The organism is Nocardioides sp. Soil777, from assembly GCF_001428425.1.
Lineage (GTDB): Bacteria > Actinomycetota > Actinomycetes > Propionibacteriales > Nocardioidaceae > Nocardioides > Nocardioides terrigena.
The window spans coordinates 274,553-289,361 of sequence record NZ_LMSN01000017.1 but is presented as its reverse complement, the minus strand read 5'-3'; the positions used below and the strand labels follow the sequence as shown (position 1 = coordinate 289,361).

14 protein-coding genes are annotated in these 14,809 nt (G+C 73.2%); 6 read left to right on the top strand and 8 right to left on the bottom strand.

Annotated features, from left to right (window positions below):
• Positions 1-12: 12 nt before the first annotated feature.
• Genes ASG88_RS16620 through ASG88_RS16610 form a run of 3 tightly spaced genes read right to left on the bottom strand, consistent with a single transcriptional unit; the run spans position 13 to position 3,450 of the window.
• A complete protein-coding gene (locus ASG88_RS16620) occupies positions 13-660 on the bottom strand; it encodes a DUF305 domain-containing protein (RefSeq protein ID WP_056888543.1) in 648 nt (215 codons plus the stop codon).
• 52 nt (positions 661-712) lie between these two features.
• Complete coding sequence (locus tag ASG88_RS16615) at positions 713-1,168, bottom strand: DUF6153 family protein (RefSeq protein ID WP_157559792.1); 456 nt, start codon at positions 1,166-1,168, stop codon at positions 713-715.
• 32 nt (positions 1,169-1,200) lie between these two features.
• A complete protein-coding gene (locus tag ASG88_RS16610; protein WP_157559791.1) occupies positions 1,201-3,450 on the bottom strand; it encodes a copper-transporting P-type ATPase in 2,250 nt (749 codons plus the stop codon).
• 172 nt (positions 3,451-3,622) lie between these two features.
• On the opposite strand from ASG88_RS16610, the gene ASG88_RS16605 reads away from it, so the two are divergent.
• The 4 genes from ASG88_RS16605 to ASG88_RS16590 all read left to right on the top strand — a co-directional run bounded on the left by ASG88_RS16605 (position 3,623) and on the right by ASG88_RS16590 (position 10,052).
• Complete coding sequence (locus tag ASG88_RS16605) at positions 3,623-6,034, top strand: phosphoketolase (RefSeq protein WP_056888541.1); 2,412 nt, start codon at positions 3,623-3,625, stop codon at positions 6,032-6,034.
• On the top strand, positions 6,031-7,227 hold the full coding sequence (locus ASG88_RS16600) for an acetate/propionate family kinase (protein ID WP_056888540.1): 1,197 nt from the start codon (positions 6,031-6,033) through the stop codon (positions 7,225-7,227). Before ASG88_RS16605 ends, ASG88_RS16600 begins: the two co-directional genes overlap by 4 nt.
• Positions 7,224-9,299 (top strand): phosphate acetyltransferase, encoded by a 2,076-nt coding sequence (pta, locus tag ASG88_RS16595; protein WP_056888539.1) that lies wholly within the window; start codon positions 7,224-7,226, stop codon positions 9,297-9,299. Before ASG88_RS16600 ends, pta begins: the two co-directional genes overlap by 4 nt.
• Positions 9,300-9,401: 102 nt before the next feature.
• Positions 9,402-10,052 carry a hypothetical protein gene (locus ASG88_RS16590; protein WP_056888538.1) on the top strand — a complete coding sequence of 217 codons (651 nt, stop codon included), beginning with the start codon at positions 9,402-9,404 and terminating at the stop codon, positions 10,050-10,052.
• On the opposite strand, the gene ASG88_RS16585 is transcribed toward ASG88_RS16590, so the two are convergent.
• The 3 genes from ASG88_RS16585 to ASG88_RS16575 form a co-directional block, all read right to left on the bottom strand.
• Complete coding sequence (locus ASG88_RS16585; RefSeq protein WP_056888537.1) at positions 10,025-10,444, bottom strand: hypothetical protein; 420 nt, start codon at positions 10,442-10,444, stop codon at positions 10,025-10,027. The two genes, ASG88_RS16590 and ASG88_RS16585, sit on opposite strands and share 28 nt — an antisense overlap.
• A 138-nt stretch (positions 10,445-10,582) precedes the next feature.
• Complete coding sequence (locus ASG88_RS16580; RefSeq protein WP_200956476.1) at positions 10,583-11,326, bottom strand: dienelactone hydrolase family protein; 744 nt, start codon at positions 11,324-11,326, stop codon at positions 10,583-10,585.
• Complete coding sequence (locus tag ASG88_RS16575; RefSeq protein ID WP_056888536.1) at positions 11,323-11,709, bottom strand: hypothetical protein; 387 nt, start codon at positions 11,707-11,709, stop codon at positions 11,323-11,325. Before ASG88_RS16575 ends, ASG88_RS16580 begins: the two co-directional genes overlap by 4 nt.
• A 206-nt stretch (positions 11,710-11,915) precedes the next feature.
• Here ASG88_RS16575 and ASG88_RS16570 point away from each other — a divergent pair, with 206 nt between their 5' ends.
• On the top strand, positions 11,916-12,602 hold the full coding sequence (locus ASG88_RS16570) for a VC0807 family protein (RefSeq protein ID WP_056888535.1): 687 nt from the start codon (positions 11,916-11,918) through the stop codon (positions 12,600-12,602).
• Positions 12,603-12,625: 23 nt separating this feature from the next.
• Here the strand turns inward: ASG88_RS16570 and ASG88_RS16565 are convergent, their stop codons facing one another.
• Together ASG88_RS16565 and ASG88_RS16560 are read right to left on the bottom strand one after the other, a co-directional pair.
• Complete coding sequence (locus ASG88_RS16565; protein ID WP_157559790.1) at positions 12,626-13,066, bottom strand: SRPBCC family protein; 441 nt, start codon at positions 13,064-13,066, stop codon at positions 12,626-12,628.
• 135 nt (positions 13,067-13,201) lie between these two features.
• Positions 13,202-13,669: a PPOX class F420-dependent oxidoreductase gene (locus tag ASG88_RS16560; protein WP_056888533.1), complete on the bottom strand. Its 468-nt coding sequence runs from the start codon at positions 13,667-13,669 to the stop codon at positions 13,202-13,204.
• Between the two features lie 69 nt (positions 13,670-13,738).
• Between ASG88_RS16560 and ASG88_RS16555 the strand changes: the two genes are divergently transcribed.
• Positions 13,739-14,764 carry an NADP-dependent oxidoreductase gene (locus tag ASG88_RS16555; protein WP_082600578.1) on the top strand — a complete coding sequence of 342 codons (1,026 nt, stop codon included), beginning with the start codon at positions 13,739-13,741 and terminating at the stop codon, positions 14,762-14,764.
• The last annotated feature ends 45 nt before the right edge of the window (positions 14,765-14,809 follow it).

Genomic DNA, 14,809 nt, shown 5'->3' with positions numbered 1-14,809 from the left:
GACCACGGCCCGTCACTGACCGAGCAGCTCCTGCATCGTCTCGATCTCCGCGGTCTGCGTCTCGACGACGGTCCCGGCGAGCTCGACGGCGGGGCGGAACCGCCCGTCGTCCTGCTGGTCCTCGGCCATCTCCACCGCACCCTCGTGGTGCTCGACCATCATCACGAGCCACAGGGCCTGGAAGTCGGCGTCGGATGCGTTCTCCAGCTCGTCGAAGTCCTCGCCCGACATCATGCCGGGCATGTCGGAGTCCATCCCCTCCATGGAGTCGCCCATCCCCTCCATGTCGTGACCGGCGTTGGAGTGGTCGCGCATGGTCGCGGGGACCTCCTCGTCCCAGTCCTGGAGCCAGTCGCTCATGGTCTCGATCTCGGGACCCTGGGCCGCCCGGATGTCCTCGGCCAGCTGCTGTACCTCGGGGTCCAGGCTCCGGGTGACGGTCAGGTCGACCATCGACAGGGCCTGGGCGTGGTGCTGGATCATGTCGGTCGCGAAGGCGACGTCGGCGTCGTTGTGCTCGGTGTCGGACAGTGCCGCGGGTGCGTCCGCGGCGCTGTCGTCGTTGCCGCAGGCGGAGAGGGTGAGGGCGAGTCCGAGGCCGAGTGCCCCGACGAGGCGGCTGGTCCGGCGTGCGGGCGTGCTCGTGCGGTGGGTGTGCATGGGTGGGTTCTCCTGGTGTGAAGGGTCCGTCAGTGGGCGGGTCGTCGACCCGTCAGCACCTGATGACCGAGAAGCTCCACACGCTGGGCGGCCCGGTCCCGACCCGCAGGACGAAGGGTCGGGGGAGCCAGTGCAGGGGCGCCGGGGCCAGCACGGCCCACGGGCGGGTGCGCCGGGTCCGGGCGACCAGGGCGGCGAGGAGGGCCACGGCTGCGGCGGCGAGCATGGCGACGCACCACAGCAACGTCCCGTGCGTGTCGTCCCCGTGGTCGGCCGGGGAGTGCTCGGCCGGCGAGGGCCGGTGCGCGGCGTGCCCGCCGGACGTCACGGACGCGTCCTCGACCCCGTGGTCCGCCACGGGGACGGTGATCGCGGCAGGGGCCCCGGCGCCCGGCGAGACGCCGTGGGCGCCGAGGCCGTGCATCCCCAGGATCCCCAGTGCCACCGCGAGGACCGCGAGGGCGAGCAGGGGCGGTCGGGACCGGCTCCTGGCTCCCGATGCAGTCATGCACCCGATCGTACGCAGCACCGGTGAGCCCCTCAGCCGAGGTGCTGGGTCCGCAGCCGCAGGGCGTTGGTGATGACGCTCACCGAGGACAGCGCCATCGCGGCGGCCGCGATGATCGGTGAGAGCAGCATGCCCGTCACGGGGTACAGGACGCCCGCGGCGATGGGGATGCCGGCGGCGTTGTAGACGAACGCGAACAGGAGGTTCTGCCGGATGTTGCGCATCGTGGCGGCCGACAGGCGCCGGGCCCTGACGATCCCGGTGAGGTCGCCGTGGAGCAGGGTGACGCCGGCGGACTCCAGGGCGACGTCCGTGCCCGACGACATGGCCAGCCCGACGTCCGCGACGGCGAGGGCCGGGGCGTCGTTGACCCCGTCGCCGGCCATGGCGACGACCCGCCCCTCGGCCTTGAGCCGGGCCACGACGGCGGCCTTGTGGTCGGGCAGGACCTCGGCCTCGACCCGGTCGATGCCCAGCCGACGCGCGACGGCCTCCGCGGTGGTCCGGTTGTCGCCGGTGAGCATGACGACCTCGACGCCCTCGGCGCGCAGGGCGGCCAGCGCCTCGGGGGTGGTGGCCTTGACGGGGTCGGCGATGGCGAGGACGCCCTCGACCCGGTCGTCGACCCCGACGAAGATCGCGGTGGCTCCGGTGGACCGCAGCCGCTCGGCCTCGGCGACCAGGGCGCCTGGGTCGAGGCCACGGCCGGTCATGAGGTCCGCCGACCCCAGGGCGATCGTGCGTCCCTCGACGACGCCGTGGACGCCGCGCCCCACGGGGGAGTCGAAGTCGCTGACCTCGGGGACGGTGATCCCGCGCTCGTGCGCGGCCGCGACGACCGCCTGCGCCAGCGGGTGCTCGGAGGCGCGCTCGACGCCCGCCGCGAGGCGCAGCAGCTCGGCCTCCGTGACCCCGCCGCTCCCGCCGGCGGGGAGGGGGGCGGTGACGATCCCGGTCACCGACGGTCGCCCCTCGGTGAGTGTCCCGGTCTTGTCGACGACCAGGGTGTCGACCTTCTCCATCCGCTCGAGGGCCTCGGCGTTCTTGATGAGCACGCCCTGGCTCGCGCCGCGCCCCACACCGACCATGATCGAGATCGGAGTGGCCAGGCCGAGGGCACAGGGGCACGCGATGATCAGCACCGCGACGGCGACGACCAGGGCGTGGGCCAGCCGCGGGTCGGGGCCCACGAGGGCCCAGACGACGAACGCGACCACGGCGATGCCGATGACCACCGGGACGAACAACCCGGCGACCCGGTCCGCCGTCCGCTGGATCGGGGCGCGGGAGCGCTGGGCCTCCGCGACCATGGCCACGATCCGCGCCAGCACGGTGTCGCGGCCGACCTTCTCGGCCGTCACGACCAGGGAGCCCGACTGGTTGAGGGTGCCGCCGATGACGCTGTCGCCGGTGGTCCGGGTGACCGGCATCGACTCTCCGGTGACCAGCGACTCGTCGACCGAGGACCGGCCGTCCGAGACGGTGCCGTCCACGGGCACCTTCTCCCCGGGTCGGACCCGGAGCCGGTCGCCGAGCCGGACGTCCTCGAGGGCGACCTCCTCGTCGGTGCCGTCCTCGGCGATGCGCCGCGCGGTCCGGGGGGTGAGGTCGAGCAGGGCCCTGATGGCGCCGGACGTCTGCTCGCGGGCGCGCAGCTCGAGGACCTGGCCCAGCAGGACGAGCACCGTGATGACGGCCGCGGCCTCGAAGTAGACGTCCACCGAGCCTGCGCCCGCCGCGGAGACCATGCCGTCACCCATCCCGCTGGGGTCGTCGGTGCGGAACGCCGCCGGGAAGATGCCGGGTGCCAGGGTCGCCACGACCGAGTAGGTCCAGGCGACGCCGGTGCCCATCGCGATGAGCGTGAACATGTTGAGGTTGCGGGTGCGCACGGACTGCCAGCCGCGGACGAAGAACGGCCAACCGCCCCACAGCACCACCGGCGTGGCGAGGAGGAGCTGCGCCCAGGTCGCGACGTCGGAGGGAATGGCGTCGTACAACGGCTCGACGAGGTGTCGACCCATCTCCAGCAGGACGACGGGGACGGTGAGGACCGCGCTGATCCAGAAGCGGCGGGTCATGTCGCGCAGCTCCGCCGAGGGGCCCGTGTCGGCGGTGACGACGACCGGCTCGAGTGCCATGCCGCAGATCGGGCACGAACCCGGTCCCAGCTGGCGGATCTCGGGGTGCATGGGGCACGTGTACTCCACCTCGTCCCCGTCCGGTGCCGTGCCTTCGGCGCCGGACGTGCCCGCGGGGTGGTGGGTGTGGTGAGTGCTCATGTCGCCACCATACCCCCGGGGGGTATAGAAGGGAAGGGGTCCTTACCGTGCGAGGGGGCCGAGGGTCCGCCCGCCGCGGGACCCATGACCCGTCGCTTTCGGGGCGGGGGATCGGTACGTTGGCCGTGCCCTTCGCACGACCCCGAGGGCCACCGAGACGAGGACGCACCAGATGCCGGACCGTGCTCTGCTGGACGAGACGACCGCACGGCTCGCCGTGCTCGACGATGCCGAGGTGGCTGCCCTCGACGCCTGGTGGCGGGCCGACAACTACCTGACCGTCGGGCAGATCTACCTGATGGCCAACCCGCTGCTGCGGGAGCCGCTGACCGCCGAGCACATCAAGCCGCGGCTGCTCGGCCACTGGGGGACCAGCCCGGGGTTGTCGTTCATCTATGCGCACGCCTCGCGGCTGGTCCGCGAGACCGGGCAGGAGGTGCTCTACCTCGCCGGTCCCGGCCACGGGGGTCCCGCGCTCGTCGCCGCCGGCTACCTCGAGGGGACCTGCACCGAGACCTACCCGGACGTCACCCGCGACACCGAGGGGATGAGGCGGCTCTTCCGCCAGTTCTCCGCACCCGGTGGGATCCCCAGCCACGTGTCCGTGACGACGCCCGGCTCGATCCACGAGGGCGGGGAGCTCGGCTACGTGCTGGTGCACGCCTTCGGGGCCGTGATGGACAACCCCGACCTGATCGCGCTGGCGGTCGTGGGCGACGGCGAGGCCGAGACCGGACCCCTGGAGGGCTCGTGGAAGGGCGTCTCCTTCCTCAACCCCGCGCGCGACGGTGCGGTGCTGCCGGTCCTGCACCTCAACGGCGCCAAGATCGCCGGACCGACCGTGCTGGGCCGCAAGCACCCGGCCGAGTTCCGCTCGCTGCTCGAGGGCCACGGGTACGACGTCCTCGAGGTCGAGGGCGCCGACCTTCCCGGGATGCACCACCGCTTCGCCGCAGTGCTGGCGCAGGCGTGGTCGCGGATCCGGGCCATCCAGGAGTCCGCCCGAGGCGGCGACTGGGACGGCACCCGACCGCGGTGGCCGATGATCGTGCTCCGCAGCCCCAAGGGCTGGACGGGACCCGACGTGGTCGACGGCGTGCAGATGCTCGGCACGTTCCGCTCCCACCAGGTGCCGCTGGCAGGGGTCCGGGAGAACCCGGACCACCTCCGGCTCCTCGAGGAGTGGTTGCGGTCCTACCGCCCCGAGGAGCTCTTCGACGCCGATGGCGCCCCGACCGAGCTCGTGCGCCGTGCCAACCCCGAGGGCGACCTGCGGATGAGCGCGACCCCGCACGCCAACGGCGGCCTGCTCATGCGCGCCCTGGACCTGCCCGACCACCACGCCTACGCGGTCGACGTACCGTCCCCCGCGAGCGTGCGACTCGAGTCCACCCGCCGTCTCGGCGAGCTGCTCCGCGACGTGTACGCCGCCAACCCCGACCGCTTCCGGCTGTTCTGTCCCGACGAGACCACCAGCAACCGGCTCGGGGCCGTCTTCGAGGTCTCCGACCGCGCGTCCGCGGAGCGGGTCACCGACGACGACGAGAGGATCTCGCGCGACGGCCGGGTGATGGAGGTGCTCTCCGAGCACAACTGCCACGGCTGGCTGGAGGGCTACACGCTCACCGGACGGCACGGCATGTTCGCGACGTACGAGGCGTTCGCGATGGTGAGCGCGTCGCAGACGATCCAGCACGCCAAGTGGCTGCAGGAGGCCGAGGACCTGCCGTGGCGGGCGCGGGTCCCGAGCCTCAACGTGCTGCTGACCTCGACGGCCTGGCGCAACGACCACAACGGCTTCAGCCACCAGGGTCCCGGCCTCATCCAGAACGTCATCACCATCCGCGGGACCGTGGGTCGCGTCTACCTCCCGCCGGACGCCAACTGCCTGCTGTCCGTGGCCGACCACTGCCTGCGCTCCACGTCGTACGTCAACCTCATCGTCATCGACAAGCAGCCCCAGCTGCAGTACCTCACCGCCGAGGAGGCCGACGCGCACTGCGCCCGCGGGTCCGGCGTGTGGGAGTGGGCTGGCACCGACGACGGCACCGCCGACCCCGACATCGTGCTGGCCTGCGCCGGTGACGTCGTCACCATGGAGACGGTGGCGGCCGCCCGGATCCTGCGCGAGCGACTGCCGCACTTCCGGACGCGGGTGGTCAACGTCGTGGACCTGATGTCGCTGCTGCGGGTGCGCGACCACCCGCACGGGATGGACGAGACCCTCTTCCGCGAGCTGTTCACCGACCACGTCGACGTCGTCTTCGCGTTCCACGGCTACCCGGGCGCCATCCACCAGCTCGTGCACGGCCGGCCGGACGCGGACCGGTTCCGGGTGCGCGGCTTCGTGGAGGAAGGGACGACGACCACGCCGTTCGACATGGTCGTGCGCAACCGGGTGTCGCGCTACCACCTCGTCATGGACGCGCTCAACAACGCCCGGCGCACGCCGCCCGGCGCCAGCGATCTGATGACCTGGTGCCAGGAGCGGCTGGCGGCCCACGAGGAGTACGTCGTCGAGCACCTCCAGGACATGCCCGAGGTGCGCGACTGGGTCCTCCCGGCCGAGGGGAGTCCCGCGTGAGCGAGGGGTGCGTGCTGGTCCTCAACTGCGGGAGCTCGTCGGTCAAGCTCGCCCTCGTCGACCCCGCGACCGGGGAGCGGCGGCTGACCGGGCTGGCCGAGCGCGTCGGCAGCCGCGACGCCGTCGCGCACGTTCGCCGCGGCGACCGCGAGGAGACGTCCACGCCCGGCGACACGACCGCCCGCGGCGCGCTGGCGCACCTCATGGGATCGCTGACCGACGAGGAGCGCGACACGCTGGTCGGGGTCGGCCACCGCGTCGTGCACGGCGGCAACCGCTTCAGCGCGTCGGTCGTCGTCGACGACGCGACCCTGGACGACCTCTACGCCCTCGTCGACCTGGCTCCGCTGCACATGCCGGCCAACCTGCTGGGCATCGAGACCGCCCGCGTCGCCCTGCCGGAGCTGGCTCAGGTCGCGGTCTTCGACACCGCGTTCCACCAGACGATGCCGCCGGTGGCCTACCGCTACGCCGTCCCGCAGGAGTGGTACGACGAGCACCACGTGCGGCGCTACGGCTTCCACGGCACCAGCCACCGCTTCGTCAGTGCCCGCGCGGCCGAGGTGCTGGGCCGTCCGGCCGCCGAGCTGCGCCTCGTGGTGCTGCACCTGGGCAACGGGTGCAGCGCGGCGGCCGTGCGAGGCGGCGAGTCGGTGGACACCACCATGGGGCTCACCCCGCTCGAGGGGCTGGTCATGGGCACTCGCAGCGGCGACGTCGACCCGGGGCTGCTCGGCTACGTCGCCGAGCGCCTCGACCTCGACGTCGCGGGTGTCGTCGACGCCCTCAACACCCGCAGCGGGCTGCTCGGCCTGTCCGGGCTCAGCAACGACATGCGCACCGTGTGCGACGCCGCCGTGGCCGGCTCCGCGCCGGCACGGCTTGCCGTCGACGTCTTCTGCTACCGCGCCGCCAAGGCGGTCGGGTCGCTGGCCGTCGCGCTCGGCGGGCTCGACGCGGTCGTGCTGACCGGAGGCATCGGCGAGCACTCCACCGAGGTGCGGCGCGGGATCATGTCGCACCTCGGCGTGCTCGGGATCGGCGAGGACGCCGACGCCAACGCCGACCACGGACGGCACACCGGCGGGCGGGTGAGCCGACCCGGCGACCGCGTGGCGATCGTCGTACCCACGGACGAGGAGCTCCTCATCGCCCGGGACACCGTGCAGCTGGCCGGGGAGGTGGCCCGATGACCCGCACCCTGCTCGTCGCCCCCACCGGCCACGGGGTCGGTCTGACCGCCACCTGCCTGGGGCTGGTGCACGCCCTCGAGCGGCAGGGCGTCTCGGTCGGCTTCTACAAGCCGCTCGCCCAGCCCCGGGCCCGAGGCGCGGACCAGGACCGCTCCACCGCGCTCGTCCGGCTCACCTCGACGCTGCGTCCGCCCGAGCCCATCACCGCCACCCGGGTGGAGCAGGCCCTGTCGCGCAACGAGCTGGACTCGCTGCTGGAGGACGTCGTCGCCGCCGCCGAGCCGCTCGTCGCCGAGCACGACGTCGTGGTCGTCGAGGGGCTGGTGCCCGGGTCCGGGCTCGTCTACGCCGGTCGCACCAACGTCGCGCTCGCCAAGGCGCTGGACGCCGACGTCCTGCTCGTGGGTGCGCCCGACGGCCAGGACCTGGCGCACCTCGCCGAGACCATGGAGATCACCGCCCGCACCTACCAGGGCGGCGAGCGCGCCCGCGTCGTCGGCGCGGTCGTCAACCGGGTCCCCGACCTGACGGCGGAGCGGACCGAGGAGATCCGGGGGCTGCTGGCCCGGCGCGACCTCGCGCTGGTCGGCGCCGTGCCCTACCGCCCCGAGCTCGGCTGGCCGCGGGTCTCCGACGCCGTCCGCGGCCTCGACGTCCGGGTGCTCAACGCCGGCGACCAGGACCGGCGGGTCAAGTCGGTCATCGTCGGCGCACAGGCGGTGCCGGGCATCCTGCCGCTGCTGCGGGAGGGACTGCTGCTCATCGTCCCGGGGGACCGCGACGAGATCATCCTCAGCGTCTGCCTCGCCGCGATGAACGGCACCCGCTTCGCCGGGCTCCTGCTCACCCTCGGGGTCGAGCCGGACCCACGGGTCTGGGAGCTGTGCCGCGGTGCCGCGTCCACGGGGCTGCCCGTGCTGCTCACCGAGCGCAACAGCTACGAGACCGCGACCGCCGTGCACGACATGGACCCCGAGGTCCCCGTCGACGACTCCGAGCGGGCGGGCCTGGTGATGACCGCCGTGGCCGACGCCCTGGAGCCGGGCTGGCTGGCCACCCTGCCGACACCGGACCACGTGCCCCGGCTGAGCCCGCCGGCCTTCCGCCGTCGGCTGGCGACCCGGGCCCGCGAGGCCGACCGCCGGATCGTGCTTCCCGAGGGCACCGAGCCGCGCACGATCCGGGCCGCGGTGGCGTCGCACGAGATGGGCATCGCCCGGTGCGTGCTGCTCGGAGCGCCGGACGAGGTGGCCGCGCAGGCCGAGGTGCAGGGACTGACGCTGCCACCGGGGCTCGAGGTGGTCGACCCGGTCGCGGTCGCGGACCGCTACGTCGACGCGCTCGTCGAGGCCCGCCGCCACAGGGGCATGACGCCCGACATCGCCCGCAACCAGCTCGACGACACCATCACGCTCGGCACGATGATGCTGCGCCTCGACGAGGTGGACGGCATGGTCGCCGGAGCCGTGCACACCACCGCGGCCACCCTCCGACCGGCGCTCCAGCTCCTCGGTCCCGCCCCCGGTGCCGCGCTCGTGTCCTCGGTCTTCTTCATGTGCCTGCCCGACGAGGTGGTGATCTACGGCGACTGCGCGGTCAACCCCGACCCCGACGCCGAGCAGCTCGCCGACATCGCCATCCAGAGCGCCGCCTCGGCCCGCCGCTTCGGCATCGACCCCCGGGTCGCGATGATCAGCTTCAGCACCGGCACCTCGGGGGCCGGGGCCGACGTCGTCAAGGTGACCGAGGCGACCCGGCTGGTGCGCGAGCGCGAGCCCGACCTGCTCGTCGACGGTCCGCTCCAGTACGACGCCGCCGCGATCGCCTCGGTCGCCCGCACCAAGGCCCCGGGCAGCCCCGTCGCGGGGCGGGCCAACGTCTTCGTCTTCCCGGACCTCAACACCGGCAACACGACGTACAAGGCCGTCCAGCGCAGCGCCGACGTGATCTCGATCGGGCCGATGCTCCAGGGCCTGGCCAAGCCGGTCAACGACCTCTCCCGGGGGGCGCTGGTGGAGGACATCGTCTACACGATCGCCATCACGGCGATCCAGACGATGCCGGGGGAGTGACGGACGCCGCGCCGTTCCTGATTCACCCCTGCGGGCGATGGGGTGGGACGATGGCGGCTCCTGCGCCCCGACGGCGCGCCGTCGAGTGGGTGGGGAGCGAACGTGACCGAGGTGGTGCTCGCCCCGCCGGCCACCCCCGGCGTGGCCAAGACGGTCAACGTGACGGCCAAGGCCGGACTCGTCCTGCTGCTCGTGCTGGCCCTGCTCTACCCCGACCTCGGTCACCTGCGCGACAAGGGTGCCGGCGTCCGTGCGGTGGGCTACCCGCTGGCGTCATTCGCCGTGCCCTTCATCTGGTGGACGTGGTGGCGCGAGCGGATGGCGTTCCCGTGGATCCCCGACCTGCTGGTCACGATCACCTGCTTCACCGACGTGCTCGGCAACCGGATGGACCTCTACGACACGGTCGTGTGGTTCGACGACTGGATGCACTTCATGAACACCGGCCTGCTGGCCGCCGCGTTCATCCTGCTCACCCTGCCGCGTGACAGCAGCCTGGGACGCGTGGTCGAGCGGTCCCTGGCCTTCGGCGCCACGGCCGCGATCGCGTGGGAGCTGGGGGAGTACGTCGCGTTCCTGAGCAAGTCGGTCGAGCGCGAGTTCGCCTACGCCGACACGCTGGGCGACCTGACCCTCGGCGTGCTCGGCGCCCTCGTCGCCGCCGTGGTCGTCCAGCGGTCGTGGCGCTCGGGTCGGCTCCTCGACCCGATCCCGCCGAGCTCGGCTCAGCCCCGGCTCGCCGGCGCTTCGTAGCGGCGGGACCACCAGTAGGGCCCGGTGTCGGGTCGCCGTCGCCACCCCAGCGCGACCAGCTCGGCCTCCAGCTCGTCGAGGCGTCGGTGGGCGAGGTCGTTCCACTCGTCGGGCGCGGCGCTGTCGTCGAGGTCCCTGAACCGCACCACCGGGAACCGCTCCCCGGCCGCCGCGTGCTCGGAGGCCTCGTGGTCGGGGTCCGGCGCGGCGACCACGAACCGGAACAGGGGGCCGCCACCCGCCCCGAGCACCGCCCCCAGCAGGGCCTCCGGCCACGCGTGCTTGCCGAGCTCCTCGAGGTGCACCTGCACCACGCCCCGGGGAGCCTCGACCCGCTCGTCACCCTCGTGCCTGCCCGTACGACGCCACGGCGCCATCTCCACCACCTCCACGCGTCGAGTCGACCACGACCACCGGTCCTCCCGACAGTCCTCCGCCGCCGTCGTGCGAGGTAGTGCCTTTGGTCCCGTCGGAGCCGGGGGACAGGAGCCGGCCGAGACCGTCGGCGTACGGCGCCGGCTCCTGCCACGTCATGGACGGCGCTCGTCGCGCAGGTGCTGGTCGAAGAACGCCACGATGCGCCGTCGGGCGTCGACCGTCGCCTCGGGGTCGAACCGGGTCCCCGAGACGCGGGCCAGGAAGCGGAGCATCAGCGTGGCGTCGGCCGGGTCGTGGTCGTTCAGGAAGCCGTGGCCGACGCCGGCGTAGATCTTGACGTCGTGGGGGACCCGCAGCTCGGTGAGGAGACGGCCGAGCCGCCGGCCCGCCTCCGCGCCCAGCGGCGAGCGGTCCGCGCCGCCGAAGCTCCCCACGATGGGACAGGCCGACGGGAGCCACGTGGCGGCATCAGCGGGACAGCCGCCGTAGTTGACGCTCGAGGCGGCGAAGCCGTGGCCCGGCGCGAGGGCCAGCGCGTAACCCCCTCCCATGCAGAACCCGATGACGCCCATCCGACCGGTGCAGCCGTCCTGCCCGGCCAGCCACGACCGCGCGGCCTCGATGTCGTCGAACGTGCGACCGCGCCGCTCCCCGATGTCGCGCATGATCGTGCGCAGGCAGCGGAGCCGGCTGCCCCAGTGGTAGAGGTCGGGTGCCACGGCGAGGAAGCCCTCGCCGGCCAGCCAGTCGGCCTGCGCCCGCAGGTCGCTGCTCATCCCGGTGAAGTCGTGGACGACGACCACCCCGGGCCAGGGCGGCGGTGACGACGGCACGGCGCAGTAGACCGGCATCGGTCCGCGGCCGGTGTCGATGTCCACCTGACCCCCGGTGCTCACGGCGTCCGCCGGGCCGGAGGTGCGGTGTCGTGGGGACGGGCGTAGGCGAGGGACCACCAGTGCGCGCGCGGGGTGTCCCTCGGTTCCCACGTGCGTTCCCACCCCTCGCCGACCAGCAGGGCGTCGAGCTCGCGCAGGCGGTCCTGCGCGGTGTCGACCCACGCGTTGGGCTCGCGCAGGTCGTCGAGGTCCTGCAGCCGCATGACCGGGAACGTGGCCCCCAGCACGTGGTCGTCCGTCGTGTCGTCCGGTCCGGGGGGTCGCGCCACGAAGCGGAACTGCGCGCTGCCGTAGCTGCCCGACAGGGTGTTGGCCAGGGCCTTCCACCAGGAGTGCTGTCCCAGCTCCTCCAGGTGGACCTCGAGCACGTCGTCGGTGGGCATCAAGGGACTCCTTCGTCTGCCTCCATGCTTGCCGAACGCCCGGGGTGCGCACAGGGACGAAGGTCCCCGTTACGACGAATCGGGGGTCCCGGCGCGCCGTCGGGCGTAGACTGGCCCGGCCGAGGAACCCGCAGACGTCGTGGTCCCGCCGTCATTTCACGGCGTACGACGATCACGCCCGGCCCCCGCCGGCAGAACCGGTCCCCGTGCCCCACGCCCAGCCCGCGTCCCTGACCCCGACCGCCGCGCCGCACCACCGGCCCGGCCTGCTCACCGTCGTCCGCCGGGTCTCGGTGAGCCTGCTCGTCGCGGTGGTCGTCCCCGCCGTCGTCTTCTACGCGGCCTTCGTCGTGGCGGGGGTCTGGGCCGCCATGGCCGCCGCCCTCGTGTGGTCGTACGGCGCGATCGCCTGGCGCGCCCTGACCGGGCGTCGTACGTCGGGTCTCCTCGTCCTCGCCGCGCTCCTGCTGACCGGCCGGACCCTGCTCTCGGTGCTGGCGGACAGCACGTGGCTCTACTTCCTGCAGCCCGTCATCAGCGACGGCGCCGTCGCCATGCTGTTCCTGCTGTCGCTCGCCAGTGCCCGGCCGATGGTGGCGCGGCTGGCCGGGGACTTCTACCCGATGGACCACGACCTGGCGTCGCGCCCGCGCATCCAGCGGCTCTTCCGCAACCTGACGATCATGTGGGCGGTGCTGGGCCTCGCCAAGGCCACGGCCACCCTGTGGCTGCTCGAGTCGCAGTCGCTCGCGACCTTCATCCTGGTGAAGAGCATCTCGATGCTGGCCATCAACGTCCTGGCGGCCTTCGCGACGATCGGCCTCGCTGCCCTCGTCGCGCGCCAGGAGGGCCTGATGGGCCCGGCGCGCGAGCTCGTGCCCGTCACCGCCTGACGCAGTGACCCGGGCGGGACGACTCAGGCGGGGCCCTGCTCCAGGTGCCGCTTCAGGTCGAGCCAGTTGCGTCGCTCCCACCGGGGGCCGACGACGCGCAGGACCGGGGTGAGCAGCCGGAAGGGGCCGTGCATCCGCATGTCCCAGTCCCACCGCAGCCGGGTGCCGTCCGGCACAGCGGAGAAGGTGACCAGGCCGGCGACCTCGAAGGACGACGACGTCACGTAGGTCCGGAGACGGTGCGGACGGTCGTAGACGAGGATCTCGACGGTCATCTCGCCCAGCCGGCCCGCACCCCTGGGCTCCGCGACGAAGGTCGTGCCGCGGCCGACCGGCCCCACGCTGGTCTTCTCCGCACGGACGATCCGCGGGTTGTACGTCGGCTCGTTGCGCTCGTCGGCGACCATGTCGAACACGTCCTCGAGCGGTGCCGCGATGACGACGTCTCCGACGATGCGCACCATGACGTCCACCGCTCCCGTGCTGCGTCCTGCTCCTGCCCCCACCTCAACGGTGGCACGGGACCGGGGCGGGGGGGAGGGTCCTCCGGTCCGACTCCGGGGACGACGGTCCCGGACCCGGTGGCCCTGGCGGGACCGTCAGTCGCGGGCGGACTCCGACGGGAAGCCGCCCGTCGCGACCGGGCCCCAGCTCTCGGGGGTGACCCGGATGAGGGACTTGCCCTGGTCCCGCATGGCCCGTCGGTACTCGTCCCAGTCGGAGTGCTCGCCGGCGATGTTGCGGAAGTACTCCACGAAGGGCTCCACGTCGTCGGACGCGTCGATGACCTCGGCCGTGCCGTCGACCTGCACCCACGGGTCGTCCCACTCGTCGGAGACGACGACGACGCTGACCTCGGGCCGGCTGCGCACGTTGCGCGTCTTGGCGCGCTGCGGATAGCTGGAGATGACGAGGCGCCCGGAGTCGTCGACTCCGCCGGTCACCGGCGAGGCCTGCGGGCTGCCGTCGCGGCGGCGGGTGATGAGGATCATCCGGTGCCGGGGGCGCACGAAGTCGAGCAGCTCGTCGCGCTCCACGCGGGTGTTGGTGGCGATCTTGGGAGCCATGGGGTTCCTCCTCGATGGGTGTCTCGCCCCCCGATCGTGGCACGCCCACCCATGGCCTTGAATGGGTGCATGACCACATCGACCCAGATCCGTCTCGCCGCCCGTCCCGTCGGGGAGCCGGCCGACAGCGACTTCGAGGTCACCACCGAGGAGCTGCCCGAGCTGGCGGACGGCCAGGTGCTGCTCCGCACTCTCTACCTCTCCCTCGACCCCTACATGCGCGGCCGGATGAGCGCCGCGAAGTCCTACGCCGCCCCGCTCGAGATCGGGGACGTCATCCTCGGCGGCACCGTCTGCGAGGTCGTGGAGACGCGTGCGGAGTCGCGCCAGGTCGGCGACGTCGTGCTCGCCTTCGCCGGGTGGCAGACCCACGCCGTGGCCGACGCCCGGCACACCCGCCGCCTCGACCCGGAGGCGGCCCCGGTCAGCACGGCGCTCGGCGTGCTCGGCATGCCGGGCTTCACGGCGTACGCCGGTCTGCTCGAGCTGGGCCGTCCGCAGCCGGGTGAGACGGTGGTCGTGGCCGCCGCTGCCGGCCCCGTGGGCTCGGCCGTCGGCCAGATCGCCCGGGTCAAGGGCGCCCGCGCCGTCGGCATCGCCGGTGGCGCGGAGAAGTGCCGCATCCTCGTCGAGGACTACGGCTTCGACGCGGCCGTCGACCACCGGTCGCCGACCTTCGTCGACGACCTGGCCGCGGCCACGCCCGACGGCATCGACGTCTACTTCGAGAACGTCGGCGGCGCCGTCGCCGCGGCGGTCACCCGCCGGCTCAACCGCTTCGCCCGGATCCCGGTCTGCGGGCTGGTCGCCGGCTACAACGCCACCAGCGCGCCCGAGGGGCCCGACCAGCTGCCGGCCTTCATGGGCAAGGTGCTGTCCCTGAGCCTCACCGTGCGCGGCTTCATCCAGGACGAGTTCGTGCCCACCCACCACGAGGACTTCCTGCGCGACATGACCGCCTGGGTCGCCGACGGCTCGGTGCGCCACCGCGAGGACGTCGTCGAGGGCCTCGAGGCCGCCCCGGAGGCGTTCCGCGGGCTGCTCGTCGGCCGCAACGTGGGCAAGCTGCTGGTCCGGGTCGCGCCCGAGTCCTGAGCTCGGGGCCTCGGGCCTCCGGGGGCCGGGGCTTCAAGCCTCGCA